This window comes from Microseira sp. BLCC-F43, assembly GCF_041929235.1.
Taxonomy (GTDB): domain Bacteria; phylum Cyanobacteriota; class Cyanobacteriia; order Cyanobacteriales; family Aerosakkonemataceae; genus Microseira.
In genome coordinates this window covers 1-15687 of sequence record NZ_JBHFNP010000324.1, presented here as the reverse complement: position 1 = coordinate 15687, position 15687 = coordinate 1, and the positions used below count along the sequence as shown (strand labels likewise).

Below are 15687 nucleotides of genomic sequence, written 5' to 3'. Positions count from 1 at the left end.
CGGCGGATTTTAGATTTTATTTGGTTTTAGCCACCTAACTCGCCCTACTGCTGATAAATACAATGTTCTGAGTAGTCGCATCATACTTTCTCGATGCCCTAACGCCCAAATATTCAAGCACAAACATACACTTCCCAATGACAGCAAAATGTATGTAGGCGGCATAACGACGCCGATGGCAAACCAAGTGTAGACGTGCAGTACCATTGCTAAAGCGCAGGTAATTGCCATTACCGTTGCGCGTTGCACCTGGTATTGAGGTCGATTCAATCCTACTAGAATCAGCGTTTGCAAGGTTGCGAGTAAGTTAGCTGGTACTAAAAACCCACAAATGGCAAGGCAGTGGGTGCGCGAGAATTCAAATATGCTATTGAGGTCGATCATGCAGTTTACTCGTGTTGGATTATTAGCGATCGCTCTTGGACTTGACTTTATTTTGTTTTTTTGTTATTCCAAATATTGGTGAACATCCTCAACACCCCGCTGATAAAAATAGCGATCGCCAGACCGCCCGCTATCCAATTCATCCAATCTGCTGATTCCATTCTTTGATTTTTCAGTTATTTACCTTGGCTTCTTTCTCTTGCATTATCTCATATTTCCCGCTCTTAAGCCAAGACTTATAAGCTACATTTTTATGAATTCTTAAGCATAGGATTTATGCTTGACTCAGGGATAAAAAATTGTTTAAAAAGTAGGGACACGGCAGATAAAACATTGGTTGTCACACCCGAATCCTTGCTGCCGTGTCTATACCAGGTTTTGGGTAAATTATTTGGGGCTTTTCTTTCAGGTTATAAGCATCAGCGTATCGAGGTAAATTTTTATCAATTGCTAATTTTTTAAAGCTGGGATGGGGTATCGGGAGCAATTTCAATTCCGCCCCGATCTATAATTATGTCAAAGTCGGTAATCAAGTCGCCCAGTTCGTTATATTTTACGCCAATACGATCGCAAGCTTGTTTGAGTTCTCGCTCAAAGGTATTGATATCCTTGCCGTAGCCACACAGATAGGCAGCGGTTGCAATTCCTTCTTTAGCATTGGCTTTGGCGCAATCTATTAAATCGGTGTCGTGTAAAGGTGTAGGTGATGCCATAATTAGTTGTTTGTTGTGTTATATCATGTCCGCCTGATTACTATCAATATCTGCTAATTGCTAATTGCTAATTGCTTTTTTACTATTAGCCATTAGCCAGCCCAGACTATAATCAGAGGATGTGATATTATGGGTTAGTTATTAGCAATCTGACTAATGGGTTAATTTAACAACAAGTTCTTAGCAAGAGCATCTCTCTTAGGAAAGGGTTTATAGCATTTTCGGTTCATGGGTAGGGACACGGCATCTTTTAGGTGGAAGGACGCGCCTGATAGATTAGACCTCTGGCAAAAATATTTGAGGCGGGCGGGACGCCCACCCCACAAAACCAGAAAAATTCTGGTGGGGTGGGCGGGACGCCCGCCCTTCAAATCTTCTGAAAAGGACTTTTGCCAGAGGTCTATTGATATCGCGTCCCTACTACTTTTGCCGTGCATTATCGATGACCGTAAGTTTCTTGCCAATACTTATATGCAGCATAAGCTAAAGTAACGACGCCGGTGACGATGGCAGATTCATCGACTTCAAATTGGGGATGGTGTAAGGGGTAATTGGGTTGATCGGCGCGTCCGACACCGAGGCGAAACATCGCACCGGGGGCGTAATCTAAATAGCAGGAAAAGTCTTCAGCGCCGAGGGAAGGTTCTGGGATAATTTGAACGCGATCGCTTCCCCATGCTTCCCTAGCTGATTCTTCCAATAGTTGCGTCAGTGCGGCATTGTTTTGCACTGAAGGCACTCCCCGCTTATAGTTAAATTCGTAGCGGGCGCCGTAAGTTTTACAGATATTAGCGACAATTTGTTCGATCCATTGGGGTAAAGCGGCGCGGGTTTCTGGGTGAAGCGATCGCACCGTTCCCAATAACTTTACTTGATCCGCAATCACGTTGGGCGCTCGTCCCCCCGCAATTTTGCCAATCGTCAATACCACCGGACGCAGGGGATTTTGCGTGCGACTGATCGCTTGCTGAAGCGCGGTAATCGCTTGTGCCGCAATCCAAATCGCATCAATCGCTTCGTGGGGACGCGCCCCGTGACCCGATTCCCCGATAATAATCATTTCTAACTCATCTGCCGCAGCGGTTAAAGCACCGTACCGAATCCCCACCGAACCCCCTGGAATCGTAGGAAAAACGTGCAACGATAAAATCCCCGTCACATTTTCCATCGCCCCATCAGCAACCATCCAACTTGCGCCTTGAGCAATTTCTTCAGCGGGTTGAAAAATAAAACGCACCGACCCCGGCAATTGTTCTCCCAACTCAGCCAAAACCATTGCCGTACCTAAACCAACCGTGGTATGGACATCGTGACCGCAGGCGTGCATCACTCCTGATTCGCGGGAAGCATATTCTAAATTTGTGCGTTCGATAATCGGCAAAGCATCCATATCCGTCCGAATTGCTAGCAGTCTATCATCGGTACCTGCCCCATTCAGGTGGGCGATGACGCCGGTTTTACCAACTTGTTCTCGCACCTGAAGACCGTAGGAAGATAAAACACCGGCGACGTAAGCTGAAGTTTGATATTCTTGACCGCTTAATTCTGGATGCGCGTGGATGTGGCGGCGAATTTCAATCAAGCGGGGTGCGAGTTTGGTGGCTAAGTGTTTAATCCGGGTAAGCATGGATGAATTGGTTGATGCGGCTTTTTCTCATGATACGGGTTGTTACAAAAGTTGAAGTGGAAGGGATCGCAAGAGAAACCCGGTTTTTCCAAAAAACCGGGTTTCTGAGAAACCCGGTTTCTCGCAGAAAGATTTCTGGGTTTCTTCATCCCTAGCGTGACTTACTTAAAGCCTTTGGATTTTGCCTTGAACGAACCGGATTTTAGCTTGCCGCTAAACTTCTTAAGCGCTCCAGTACTCGCACCCTTGATCTTACCCAGGTCAACTAGGGTTGAACTGTTAATTGAACCTGGAAGATTACCCAAACCAACCGAAATATTATTCACCGTCAGCGAAGAATTACCAAAGACAGCGATCCGGAACTGCTGAGACAGCGCGATGACGTTGTAAGTTACACCCGTACTCGTCGTACCCGTAGTCACCGACTTAAGTACGTCATTGGCGTTACCAAAACCCAAATCGCCAGCTATCTGTATCCGGTCTTCAGAGGCATTGAAATCGTAAATCACGTCAAAGCCAGATTTAGCGCCGCCACCTGTGACGGTGTCCCCAGCTTTACCACTGCCTAGCGCTATAGAATCGATGACGAAGATATCTTTACCAGCGCCGCCGACGAGGGTATCTTTTCCTGCACCTCCATACATGTAGTCGTCCCCGTCGCCGCCGAACAGCAAGTCCTCGCCTTCACCGCCAAACAGACTATCGTTACCTTCACCACCTGCAATGATATCTTTACCTGGCCCGCCCACGAGGATGTCATTCGCTTCGCCGCCGTAAAGAAAGTCATTGCCTTCGCTGCCAAGGCAGAGGTCGTCACCTGCTTCGCCGATGATGATGTCGTCACCGGCACCGCCTTCTACCACATCATCGTTGGTGCCGCCGAACACTAAATCGTTGCCGTCATCACCCTTGACGAGATCGTCACCACCATCGCCGAATACGTAGTCATTCCCCGCACCGCCTTTGAGGATGTCATCGGCGCCACTGCCGGAAATGATATCCATGCCAGCTTTGCCATCAAAGAAATCGGCGACTGCCGTGCCTAGGAGCAAATCATCTTTGTTGGTGCCGAAGGATTCCGTCGTGGCGATGAAACCTTGCTCTTTTCCTTTTGCAAGGTATTGCTCGAAGGCGCTGCTATAGGCACCGCCGGTAATTTCGTCTTTGGCCTCCGGATTGAGGGCAAGATAGAATTTGGTGTCAAACTTAGAACTGGGATTGCGACCTTCTCCAGCGCCATATAAGATGAAGTGTTCTACGGCACTGTTTTGGTTTCCCTTTTCGACTGCCGCTTTTACATCCTGATTGGCGTTGAGATATTCGGTTTCATCGAACAGGGGGTTGAATCCACGACCTTTTTCATAAATTCCATACTCGAGGAAGTGTTGATAAGCGCTGCCAAGTTTCCCCTCTTCAATTGCCTTCGCGATGTCTTTGTTTCGCTCTAAGTAATAATCTTTATCGAATATGGCGGTGGGAATATCCCCCGATCCTGCACCCTTTGTAACGAAGTATTCTAACGAACTGTTGACTTGCCCGTTCGAGATCGCTTGCTGCACCTCTTTAGTCTGGGCATAGAATGTGTTATCGTAGAGCGTGCTGACTTGACGACCTTCTTTGGCTCCAAACATCAGCGCGTGTTCCAGCGCACCTGTTTTACCATTGGCAACAACCTTACCTACATCTTCGTATGTTGCTAGATAGCTGCCAGCATTGAAGAAATCCCGGTTACCGCTACGACCTTCTCGGTCGCCCCATGTGAGGTAGTGTTCGATCGCAGTCAATTTACCACCGCTTTTTTGCACCGCATCTTTAACATCCTTGTTTTCGTTCAAGTATTGGTTGGCATCAAAAGCAATACTGGGGTTGCGGTTCTCGTATTTACCAACTTTCTCGTAGTGTTCCCTGCCGCTTTTGAATTTGCCTTCTTTGACTGCCTTCGCAACGTCATCGTTTCCCTTGATGTAAAACTGTTCGTCGAAGCAGCTGTCTAAATTCAAAGTCATGCAATCTATCTCCTGAAATGGGTCAATAACTCGTGTATCTCTGATCTAGAAAAGAGACAGGGTAAATACCTTTGGCCTTTTGACGGTATTTTTTCAGACCAGGTTCCCCACAAAAATTATTAATTTTTATGCCGGATGGGAACTTTTATGCTTTGATGGAAAGTCATACCAGCCATTACTCAAATTTTGAATCTGACCGGAATATACGCAAGATAGCAGTATATAGAGTGACTTAAAACCGAATTTATACCGAAATATAGACGCTCGGTTTGGCGTCAAAGCTAGTAAATTTCTTTACCTCTCCCTATGACCTATTGCTTCAATCCAGCTTGCGAAAATCCCCAAAACCCAGAGGTGGTCGAGTTTTGCCTTGCCTGCAACTCGGCGCTGTGGTTGAGAAACCGCTATCGAGTCATCCAGGTAATTGAAGAAGGGAACTTTGGGCGCACGTTATTGGGTGAAGATGCAGATAGACTGAGAGATCGCTGCGTCATCAAGCAACTTTTTAAATGGCGGAAAGTGCAAGACCAAGCTGAAGCAATGGCAAAGGTAAGCCGCGCTTTTGAGCAAGAAGCCGCTTTACTGCTACAGTTGGGAACCCACCCCCAAATCCCAACCCTATTAGCTTGCTTTGAGCAAGATAGACGCTTTTATATCGTCCAAGAATATATCCAAGGGCAGAATTTGTTAGAAGAATTGTTAGATCAAGGGGGATTCAGCGAACAAAAAATCCGGGATTTGTTAAACGATATGTTACCCGTCCTGAAATTTATTCACGCTCATAATGTAATTCATCGGGATATCAAACTGATGAATATTATTCGTCGCCAAAGCGACGGCAAATTAATGCTAATTGACTTTGGACTTGCCAAGCAATTGCAGCCAACCGCCTGCGGTAAAACCGGATCGAGATACGGCACAGAAGGATATGCACCCATCGAACAAACCCGTGGCAAAGTTTATCCCGCCAGCGACCTTTACAGTTTAGGCATCACCTGCATTCAGTTACTTGCAGGGGCAGCATTGGAAGAACTTTACGATGCAGAACAAGGAATTTGGATATGGCGAGAATATCTCAGAAACAAAGCAACCGATGTCAGCGACCATCTGGGTCAAATATTGGATAAATTAATTAAGGACTCGCTCAAAGAACGCTACCAATCTGCTGATATTGTAATAAAAGACCTCGAAGAAGGCGTCCCCAAATGGCGATGCGTGCATACCTTCAGCGGACTTGGCAAAATCGAGCAAGTCACCTTTAGTCCCGATGGAGAAACAATCGCCAGTAGCAGCGATGATAAAACTTTAAAAGTCTGGCATTTAAGCAGCCGTCAGTTAGTACAATCGGTAAGATCTGAGTCGCAAGCGGTCAAATTCGCCGTTATCAGTGCCGACGGAAAAACCCTCGCCTCCGGGACTGGGGATAGCAAGATTTCCATCTGGAATACAGTAACGGGACAACTGCTGCATACCCTAGACGCCGGTGCAGGTGCAGTTCACCAAGTCGCGTTTAGTCCAGACGGAGAAACCCTAGTTAGCGGTAACTCTGATAGTACGGTTAAGCTTTGGCATCCAGGTACGGGGAAACTGCTAGATACCATACGCGGACATTCTGGGGCAGTTTTTGCCGTCGTCCTGAGTCCGGATGGTAAGATTTTAGCCAGCGGCGGCGCAGACCAGACGATTAGAATTTGGCATCTGGACAGTGGGGTACTGTTGCACACCCTCACCCAACATTCAGCAGCGGTTAATGCCCTCTGTATCAGCCCAGATGGTGAGATGCTAGTCAGTGGTAGCGCAGATTGCCAGATCTTGGTTTGGCATCTCGGTAGCGGCAAGCTGATGGATATTCTCTGGGGACATCAAGCGCCGGTTCGTTCGGTGGCGTTTAGTCCAGATGGACATGCGATCGCCAGCGGTAGCGACGACAGGACAATCAAACTTTGGCGCCGCGCGGGGTAATCGGCGATCGGAAAGAATCCACCAACGCTGCGATCGCCCACAACTTGGTAGACTGACCAATTACCCATTACCCATTACCCATTACCCATCCCCCCAAATTGTCAAGTTCTTTAAAGTTTTGCAGACTTTTGCACGAGTAATTTAAGCCACTGCGGTAAACTAAGCGTTGATCCGGAAAAGCTCGCCTTTATCTGCTTTTGGCAGATATTTTAGTTGTTCAGCTTTCATTTGGAGTCCTTATACCATGTCTCATACCGTAAAAATCTACGACACCTGTATTGGCTGCACTCAGTGCGTCCGCGCTTGCCCTCTAGACGTGCTGGAAATGGTTCCCTGGGATGGCTGCAAAGCTGGTCAGATTGCCTCTTCGCCTCGCACGGAAGACTGCGTTGGCTGCAAGCGTTGCGAAACTGCATGTCCTACTGACTTTTTGAGCATCCGGGTCTACCTGGGCGCTGAAACTACCCGCAGTATGGGTCTGGCTTACTAAGCGAGTCCGGCGTCAGCAGTCTCTAGGGGCGAAGCATGGCGGCAATTAAACTCTGCTTCTATTGTTAGGGTCTTGTTTCCGCAATGCTTCGCCTTTACAGAATTGGTCATGGGTCATGGGTGATTGGTAATGGTTAGAAGAATTTCCCCAAGTCCTCCCTATTCCTCTGTATTTTTGCTCAGCCGCCCCGATTACAGTTGTGTTATCCTACCTTGGCAAGCTGGTTGTTAGTTCAAGAGTGAAGGACTAAGGACCAATAAATCATCACTAATAGCTAGGCAGGAGACTTCGCTAAATGTGCGGAATCGTTGGCTATATCGGCACCCAATCGGCAAGCGAAATTTTGCTTTCTGGGTTAGAGAAACTGGAATACCGGGGCTATGATTCCGCCGGAATCGCCACGGTGTGGGAAGGTGAAGTTCATTGCGTCCGCGCCAAAGGGAAACTAGATAACCTGCGCGATAAACTAGCAGGGATGGAAAATCCAGCCTCTGTCGGCATCGGACACACGCGCTGGGCTACCCACGGTAAACCAGAAGAGTATAATGCCCATCCCCACATGGATACGGCAATGCGCGTGGCGGTGGTGCAAAATGGCATTGTGGAAAATTATCGCGAGTTGCGGGAAGAATTAAAGCAACGAGGACACAAGTTTCGTTCGGATACGGATACGGAAGTTATCCCCCACTTAATTGCTGAATTTTTGGCTAAAATTCAACTTTCGGATGCCCATCACCGTTCACCGTTATTAGAAGCAGTCCGACAAGCTGTGCATAAACTAGAGGGGGCATTTGCGATCGCAGTCGTCAGCGCCGACTACCCCGATGAAATCGTTGCCGTCAGGCAACAAGCGCCCCTCGTGGTGGGATTTGGTCAAGGGGAATTTTTCTGCGCTTCGGATACGCCAGCGATCGTCACCCATACCCGCGCCGTACTACCCTTGGAAAATGGGGAAATGGCGCTGCTAACCCATTTGGGAGTAGAAATTTACAACTTTGCAGGCACTCGCCTCAAAAAAACCCCCAAGTTACTTTCTTTGAACCCAATTTTGGTGGAAAAACAGGGATTCCGCCACTTTATGGTCAAAGAAATTTACGAACAACCCGCCGTGGTACGGGCTTGCTTAGAAGCTTACATTAATCCAGATTGGAATGCCGCCACCAAAGAACTACCCGTCAATCTAAAACTGGCAGAATCTCTTTCCGAAAATTTAGAACAAATTGAAATCGTCGCCTGCGGTACTTCTTGGCACGCCGGATTAGTCGGAAAATACCTGTTAGAACAGTTAGCCGGAATTCCCACCTCGGTGCAATATGCGTCGGAATACCGCTACGCACCCCCGCCTTTGACTCCCAATACCCTCACCATCGGCATTACCCAATCGGGAGAAACTGCCGATACTCTAGCCGCGTTGGCGATGGATAAGCAACGTCGGGCGGAAAAAGGCGGTAAATTTGAGTCAAGGTTGTTGGGAATTACCAATCGTCCCGAAAGTTCCTTGGCGGGAATTGTCCCCAATCTGATCGATACCCACGCGGGGATTGAAATTGGGGTAGCCGCGACTAAATCTTTTGTCGCCCAATTAATGGCATTTTACTGTTTGGCGTTGGATTTGGCCTATCGGCGTCAGACGCTGCCCCTATCAAGAATAGAAGAAATACTTGCCGGATTGCATATGCTACCGGCGCAGATTGAAATGCTGTTGGGCAATCTTGAAAAGTACCTCGAAGAGTTAGCCCACGATTTTACCGAAACCCAAGATTTTATTTTCGTGGGACGGGGAATTAATTTCCCGATTGCCTTGGAAGGGGCGCTGAAGCTGAAGGAAATTAGTTATATTCATGCGGAAGGATATGCCGCTGGGGAGATGAAACACGGCCCAATTGCGCTGTTAGATGCTAAAGTGCCAGTTGTAGCGATCGCAGTCAAAGGTAGCGTCTACGAAAAAGTCCTCTCTAACGCCCAAGAAGCAAAGGCGCGAGATTCCAGATTGATTGGGGTAACTCAAATCAACGACACCGAAGCGGCAGAAATCTTTAATGACTTGTTACCCGTACCGCCAGTTGATGAGTTACTTTCCCCGATTGTCACTGTGATTCCGCTGCAATTATTGGCGTATCATATCGCCGCCCGTCGCGGGTTGGATGTGGATCAGCCCCGGAATTTGGCAAAATCGGTGACGGTGGAGTAAGCGAAAAGGGGATTTTTAGCAGAAGTAGGGGCACGGCATCCTGAATTCGTTGTGCCAATATATATTTTTGATGCCGTGCCCCTATTAAAACATTGGTTTTTGCGAGATTGTTTATACTGGGGGACTTCTGCCGACATTTTTGTCACCCAGTAGATGCACATAACTCCGAAAAGTGCGATCGCTACCTGAATTTGGCATCAGACTTGTGCCCGCTAGCTTTGCGTTGCTTAACTTAGTAATTATACTGAATCCGCTTCTACAACAATCAACTCGCTCTTGCAGTGTATTTACAAGCGAATCAGACTTCTGGCAAATTGGCAATTCCGTAATTTTACTGAACAAAAATAAATTATCAAAAAATAATAATTGTTACATGAGGAAAACACGTAAAAAACGGATGTCTGCGTCAGTAATTTTACGATTTGGAAAAAAATTGCATAAAAATTGATTCGCGGTTTCGCTGAAGAATCATGTATAATCCAAGTAAAAATAGCTAAACAAAATCTACTAAAGGTTAACCCAGAAGCTGGCGCTACGCTATAAATACTAATAAATCAACGGATAAGTCCAGATGTTTAAGGTTTCAAACACAAGAATATAAACTTAAAAAATATGCCACGCTGGAAACTGGTGACTGAATTTTCTATTGATAGCGCCCACTATATCAAAGACTACAAAGGCCCTTGCGGTAGGTTACACGGTCATACCTACCGCATCAAAATTGAGGCAACTGCCAATCAACTTTACTCATCGGAATTCGTTCCCCACAAGGTGATGGTGGCGGATTTCAGGACGTTGCGCTGGGCGAAGCAGGATGTGACCAAAGGGGGATTGGATCACTGCGTTTTAAATGAGGTGCTACCGCCCGAATACGACACAACCGCAGAGATGATTGCCCAGTATATTTACGACAAGACGAAGAAGCTTCTACCGGAAGGGGTAAAGCTGAAAGTTGCTGTATCTGAAACGCCCAGTAGTTGGGTGGAATATGAGGATGATTGAGTTATAGATAGTGCTAATAGCTAATAGCTAATTGCTAATTGCTAACTTGATAATATAGCATTTTTTCTGACATTAGCCCCTGGTTAGAGTAGGGGCGAGTTTAACATCGTCGGGACTTACGCAACTTCTCTATATGTAGGGTGCGTTAACGCAGTGTAACGCACCATGTCCACTATATCTGGAGTTCCTGCGTAAGTCCCGATCGTGACAATTACCCAAAACCCGAGCGTCAGAAACAAAGGTGATGCGTCGATTTCTCGGTTTCAAACCCACGATTTTTTAGAGAAACCGGGTTTCTTTGCTCAGAAACAAAGGTGATGCGTCGATTTCTCGGTTTCAAACCCACGATTTTTTAGAGAAACCGGGTTTCTTTAGCATCAAACCCACGATTTTTTAGAGAAACCGGGTTTCTTTGTGCTTGGATGTAACTAGCAACTTGAGTTAATTAGGTGAATTTACTATCCCATTAAAAGACTTAGTATTCTCAGCAACTTGCTCGTTGATGGGGTCTTTTGAGGGTAACAAAAGTTCTGAACGGAAGGAATGGCGGATATGAGAATTGAGATACCGCATTTGTAGCAGTTGCCACTCTTGCCACATTTCGTAGCGAGTTTCGGCGAGTTGTTTAGCTAGGGTTGGCAGGTTTTTGGTGGTTTCAGAATCTAAGGCATCTGCGAGAAATTCGGCTAAAACGAAGCTGTCTTGAATTTGCCCCAGTATTTCTTGAATGCTCTTGATATCTTCGAGAAAAGCTGTATAAGTCGGGCTATAGAAGTCGGTAAATAATTCCATTTGATAGCGCACGCGCTTGGTTTGTTTCCGCAAGTCGTGCAGAACTTCTCCGTGGATTGCGATTTGTTCTTCTACCGCTTCGTGACTTAAATTTTTCAGGGGTTTAATTTCTGTTTCCTCAGCTTGAGTTCCCACCAACCAAGCTTGATGAAGTAACAAATCGCTGACTGAGGGTAAGAGTAAATCTGGCAATACTTCGTGAATTGGCATTTGAGCCATTGCCTGATATTTTGGCGACTCCAACCACGCTTTCAAAGATTGTTTAAATTGCTTATAACTTTTGTGATGAAGGGTTTCTCGTACCTGTTCTAAAACCTTTTCCCGCCGTTTATCTAGGTAAGCCAAAGCTTTTTCCAAAACTTTCTGTTCTTCGCGGGGCAAATTGGGTTTATAGCGCTTTTCCAGTGCTTCTTTTAATACATCTAAATCCCGCAGTTTCCCCAAAGTCAGAGCAATTTTACCAATCTGTTTTTCTTGCGCCGACTCAGGCAGATCTAATGCGGGTGCAAAACCCGTGACCGCCGATCGCAGGCGACGCATCCCGACGCGCATTTGGTGCAACGCTTCCGGATCGCGGTCTTCTAAAACATCGGCTTCGTGCTTGAGAATTTTTTTCAGGTGTTTCTCGATTCCGAGGTATGCCCAGTCTCCAAGGGTTTTCGCCGTTGATGTCGTTGGTAATTTCATAAGAAATTGGTAATGGGTAATCGGTAATGGGTAATGGCAGGTGAGGGAGGTGATGGAGGTAAGCGAGAGTTGGAACTAATATCTTTCCCATCTTCTCCATCTTCTCCATCTTCCCTATTACCTATTACCCATTACCTATTACCTTATTTAAGATATTCCTGAATCGCTTTTACCTCGAGTCGTTCTGACTGCAAGCGCGCGATCGCCGCCGTGGTTGCTTGCGCCCCGGCGATGGTGGTAATCACCGGAATTTTGTAAGCCAAAGCCGTGCGACGCAGCAGGCGTCCGTCGCTTTGCGCTTCTTCCCCAGAAGGCGTATTCAGAATCAGGTTGATTTTCTCGTTTTTAATCGAGTCCATGATGTGGGGACGCCCTTCGTGGATTTTTAGCACCAATTCGACGTTCTTGAGGCCGTGTTCTTGCAATACGCGACGGGTTCCGTCGGTTGCTACCACGTTAAAACCTAACTCTAACAGCTGTTTGACCACGGGGACGATTGCTTGTTTGTCGCGATCGCTCATCGATACAAACACCGTCCCTGCCAGGGGTAAGCGCTGATTTGCCGCCAGTTCTGCCTTGGCAAAGGCTTTGCCAAAATCGCTGTCTATCCCCATTACTTCGCCCGTAGACCGCATTTCCGGCCCTAATAGAGTATCCGTACCGGGGAATTTATCAAACGGCAATACGGCTTCTTTTACCGCGATGTGACGGGGCAGAATTTCTTGGGTGAATCCCAATTCTTCTAATGTTTTCCCCGACATAATTAATGATGCCAGTTTCGCCAACGGCACGCCTATCGCTTTGGATACAAATGGCACCGTGCGCGACGCGCGGGGGTTCGCTTCCAAGATATAAACTTGGGGCATGTATCCGTGGGCACCAACCACTGCAAACTGGATATTCATCAACCCCACTACGTTCAGTGCCTTGGCTAGCCCGATCGTCCAATTCCTTATTGTTTCTAGGGTTGCGGGCGGCAGAGAAGTTGTCGGCAAGGTGCAGGCGCTGTCCCCTGAGTGAATTCCCGCTTGCTCGATGTGTTCCATGATACCGCCTATCACTACGTTACCCGTAGAGTCGGCGATCGCATCCACATCGACTTCGACGGCATTTTCCAGGAATTTATCGACCAAGACGGGTTTTTCTGGTTCCACCTGCACCGCCATGGTCATGTAGCGCTGCAAGTCTTCATCCGAGTAGACAATTTCCATTGCCCGCCCGCCGAGGACGTAGCTGGGGCGCACCACGACGGGATAGCCAATCCGCCGCGCCACGGCGAGTGCTTCTCCTTCGCTGCGGGCAATACCGTTGGGGGCGGTTTTCATCTGCAACTGCTGCAACAAGACTTCAAACCGTTCTCGGTCTTCGGCGATGTCGATAGAATCAGGGCTAGTTCCCCAAATTTTGGGGATTGGTAATTGGGAATTGGTAATTGGTAATTGGTTAGATTCTTCCCCATTAGCAATTAGCAATGAACCATTAGCAATTTGGTTCAGATATTCTTGCAAAGGAACAGCCAATTTTAGGGGTGTTTGACCGCCGAATTGGATGATAATGCCTGCCGGGTTTTCTGTCTCAATAATATTGAGAACGTCTTCTTTGGTGAGGGGTTCAAAATATAAGCGATCGCTCGTATCGTAGTCAGTCGAAACCGTTTCCGGGTTCGAGTTGACCATAATAGTTTCAAACCCGGCAGCGGATAGAGCATAGCTAGCATGACAGCAGCAGTAGTCAAATTCTATTCCCTGACCGATGCGGTTGGGGCCGCCGCCCAAAATCATCACCTTTTGTTTATCCGAAGGCAGCACTTCAGATTCGCAAATGCCAGTGGTCAGTTGTTCTTGTTCGGACGACTGACTGCTGACTGACATACTACCCATTTCATACACTGAATAGTGGTAGGGAGTGAACGCTTCAAACTCTGCCGCGCAGGTATCGACGGTTTTGTAGATGGGAACTACACCCAATTGTTTGCGGTAAGTGCGGACTTCGTCTTCGGTGGTTTTGGTGGCGAAGGCGATTTGGCGATCGCTAAATCCCAGCTGTTTAATTGCTAACAGCTGTTCTTGGCTCAAATCTTGCAGCTTTGTGCGTTTGAGGAACTTTTCTGTTTCCAGAATTTGCGCCATTTTATCTAAGAACCAAGGGTCGATGCCGGTGAGTTCGTAGATTTCTTCTACCGACATGCCCATCATCATGGCGTGGCGGACTGTAAAAATCCGCTCTGGATTGGGGGTGCGTAAATTGGCGCGAATTTGTTCTAAACTGGGGAGTTTTTCATTGCGATCGCATCCCCATCCTGCACGTCCGGTTTCCAAACTCCGCAGCGCTTTTTGGAACGACTCGCAGAACGTGCGCCCAATTGCCATTGCTTCCCCTACCGACTTCATTTGGGTAGTCAAAAATGGCTGAGTTCCGGGAAACTTTTCAAAGGCAAACCGGGGGATTTTGGTTACCACATAATCAATTGTCGGCTCAAACGACGCGGGGGTTTTCTTGGTAATGTCGTTGTTGATTTCATCCAGGGTATAACCCACCGCCAACTTCGCCGCAAACTTAGCAATCGGGAACCCAGTCGCCTTAGAAGCAAGTGCCGAGGAACGAGACACGCGCGGGTTCATTTCAATTACGATTAATTCCCCATCTACCGGATTAACCGCAAATTGAATATTCGAGCCGCCGGTTTCTACCCCAATTTCGCGGATAATTTTAATCGACGCATCTCGCAGGCGCTGATATTCTTTATCCGTTAACGTCTGTGCCGGGGCGACGGTAATCGAATCCCCCGTGTGAATCCCCATCGGGTCTAAGTTTTCAATCGAGCAGATAATCACTACATTATCTGCCAGATCTCGCATCACTTCTAACTCGTATTCTTTCCATCCCAGGAGTGATTTTTCAATCAAAATTTGCGATACGGGGGAAGCTTCTATCCCTCCCTGCGCCATTTCTTCAAATTCTTCCTGATTGTATGAAATGCCGCCCCCCGTACCGCCCAGAGTAAATGCAGGTCGGATAATTAGGGGATAAGTGCCGATTTTTGCGGCGACTTCTTTGGCTTCGGCAATATTTGAGGCAATCCCAGAAGGACAGACACCCACCCCAATCCGCGCCATCGCTTCTTTGAACAATTGCCGGTCTTCGGCTTTTTCAATTGCTTCCAGCTTCGCCCCGATCAGTTCTACACCGTATTTTTCCAAGACGCCATTTTTTGACAAAGCCACCGCTAAATTCAATGCAGTTTGCCCGCCCATCGTTGGTAGGAGGGCGTCTGGTCGCTCCTTGGCGATTACTTTTTCTACCATTTCTGGCGTCAGCGGTTCAATATAAGTCCGGTCTGCTGTTTCCGGATCGGTCATGATGGTAGCGGGGTTGGAGTTGACCAGCACCACCTCATAACCTTCGCTGCGGAGGGCTTTGCACGCCTGAGTTCCAGAATAGTCAAACTCGCAGGCTTGACCGATGATAATCGGACCGGAACCCAACAGCAGGATTTTTTTGAGGTCGTTACGGCGGGGCATATTTGTTTCTATAACACTGACAGCATTTGAACCCAGACCATTGTAAGCCTGCTGTGCGTGAGTTGGTCTGCGTTTAACAAATTTCACGGAATTCCCCATCCGTCACTTGCGGTGGGGATGGATAGCAACCAAAAAATAACCTGAGCGATCGCGAATCCACAGAATCTACGCTATTATGTTATCAGCAACTTCTGATGATGATAAATGCTCAAGGCGTATAAATACCGCATTTACCCCGATCAAGACCAGCAAGTATCTCTGGCAAAGTCGTTTGGGTGCTGTCGTTGGTATTGGAATTACGCCCTTTCTTTG

General features: G+C 47.4%; 11 protein-coding genes. 5 read left to right on the top strand and 6 right to left on the bottom strand.

Annotated features, from left to right (window positions below; genetic code table 11):
• Positions 1-9: 9 nt before the first annotated feature.
• The 4 genes from ACE1CM_RS43600 to ACE1CM_RS43585 form a co-directional block, all read right to left on the bottom strand.
• Positions 10-384 (bottom strand): hypothetical protein, encoded by a 375-nt coding sequence (locus tag ACE1CM_RS43600; protein ID WP_374885650.1) that lies wholly within the window; start codon positions 382-384, stop codon positions 10-12.
• 458 nt (positions 385-842) lie between these two features.
• Positions 843-1097 carry a hypothetical protein gene (locus ACE1CM_RS43595; protein ID WP_374885648.1) on the bottom strand — a complete coding sequence of 85 codons (255 nt, stop codon included), beginning with the start codon at positions 1095-1097 and terminating at the stop codon, positions 843-845.
• Between the two features lie 436 nt (positions 1098-1533).
• On the bottom strand, positions 1534-2724 hold the full coding sequence (locus ACE1CM_RS43590) for a M20 family metallopeptidase (RefSeq protein WP_374885646.1): 1191 nt from the start codon (positions 2722-2724) through the stop codon (positions 1534-1536).
• A gap of 161 nt (positions 2725-2885) precedes the next feature.
• Positions 2886-4730 (bottom strand): calcium-binding protein, encoded by a 1845-nt coding sequence (locus ACE1CM_RS43585; RefSeq protein ID WP_374885644.1) that lies wholly within the window; start codon positions 4728-4730, stop codon positions 2886-2888.
• 306 nt (positions 4731-5036) lie between these two features.
• Between ACE1CM_RS43585 and ACE1CM_RS43580 the strand changes: the two genes are divergently transcribed.
• The 4 genes from ACE1CM_RS43580 (at position 5037) to ACE1CM_RS43565 (ending at position 10375) form a co-directional block, all read left to right on the top strand.
• Positions 5037-6692 carry a protein kinase gene (locus ACE1CM_RS43580; protein WP_374885642.1) on the top strand — a complete coding sequence of 552 codons (1656 nt, stop codon included), beginning with the start codon at positions 5037-5039 and terminating at the stop codon, positions 6690-6692.
• Between the two features lie 244 nt (positions 6693-6936).
• Entirely contained in the window at positions 6937-7182 is a 246-nt protein-coding gene (gene psaC, locus ACE1CM_RS43575) for a photosystem I iron-sulfur center protein PsaC (RefSeq protein WP_299492574.1), read from the top strand.
• Between the two features lie 295 nt (positions 7183-7477).
• On the top strand, positions 7478-9373 hold the full coding sequence (glmS, locus tag ACE1CM_RS43570; protein ID WP_374885640.1) for a glutamine--fructose-6-phosphate transaminase (isomerizing): 1896 nt from the start codon (positions 7478-7480) through the stop codon (positions 9371-9373).
• A gap of 612 nt (positions 9374-9985) precedes the next feature.
• Complete coding sequence (locus ACE1CM_RS43565; protein ID WP_374885638.1) at positions 9986-10375, top strand: 6-pyruvoyl tetrahydropterin synthase family protein; 390 nt, start codon at positions 9986-9988, stop codon at positions 10373-10375.
• Positions 10376-10816: 441 nt separating this feature from the next.
• Here the strand turns inward: ACE1CM_RS43565 and ACE1CM_RS43560 are convergent, their stop codons facing one another.
• Together ACE1CM_RS43560 and carB are read right to left on the bottom strand one after the other, a co-directional pair.
• A complete protein-coding gene (locus ACE1CM_RS43560; RefSeq protein ID WP_374885637.1) occupies positions 10817-11854 on the bottom strand; it encodes a CHAD domain-containing protein in 1038 nt (345 codons plus the stop codon).
• A gap of 143 nt (positions 11855-11997) precedes the next feature.
• Positions 11998-15375, bottom strand: coding sequence for a carbamoyl-phosphate synthase large subunit (gene carB, locus ACE1CM_RS43555; protein ID WP_374885701.1), 3378 nt, complete (start codon positions 15373-15375; stop codon positions 11998-12000).
• A gap of 204 nt (positions 15376-15579) precedes the next feature.
• Here carB and ACE1CM_RS43550 point away from each other — a divergent pair.
• Positions 15580-15687 (top strand): helix-turn-helix domain-containing protein (locus ACE1CM_RS43550; RefSeq protein WP_374885700.1); only part of this gene is annotated, 108 nt, incomplete at its 3' end.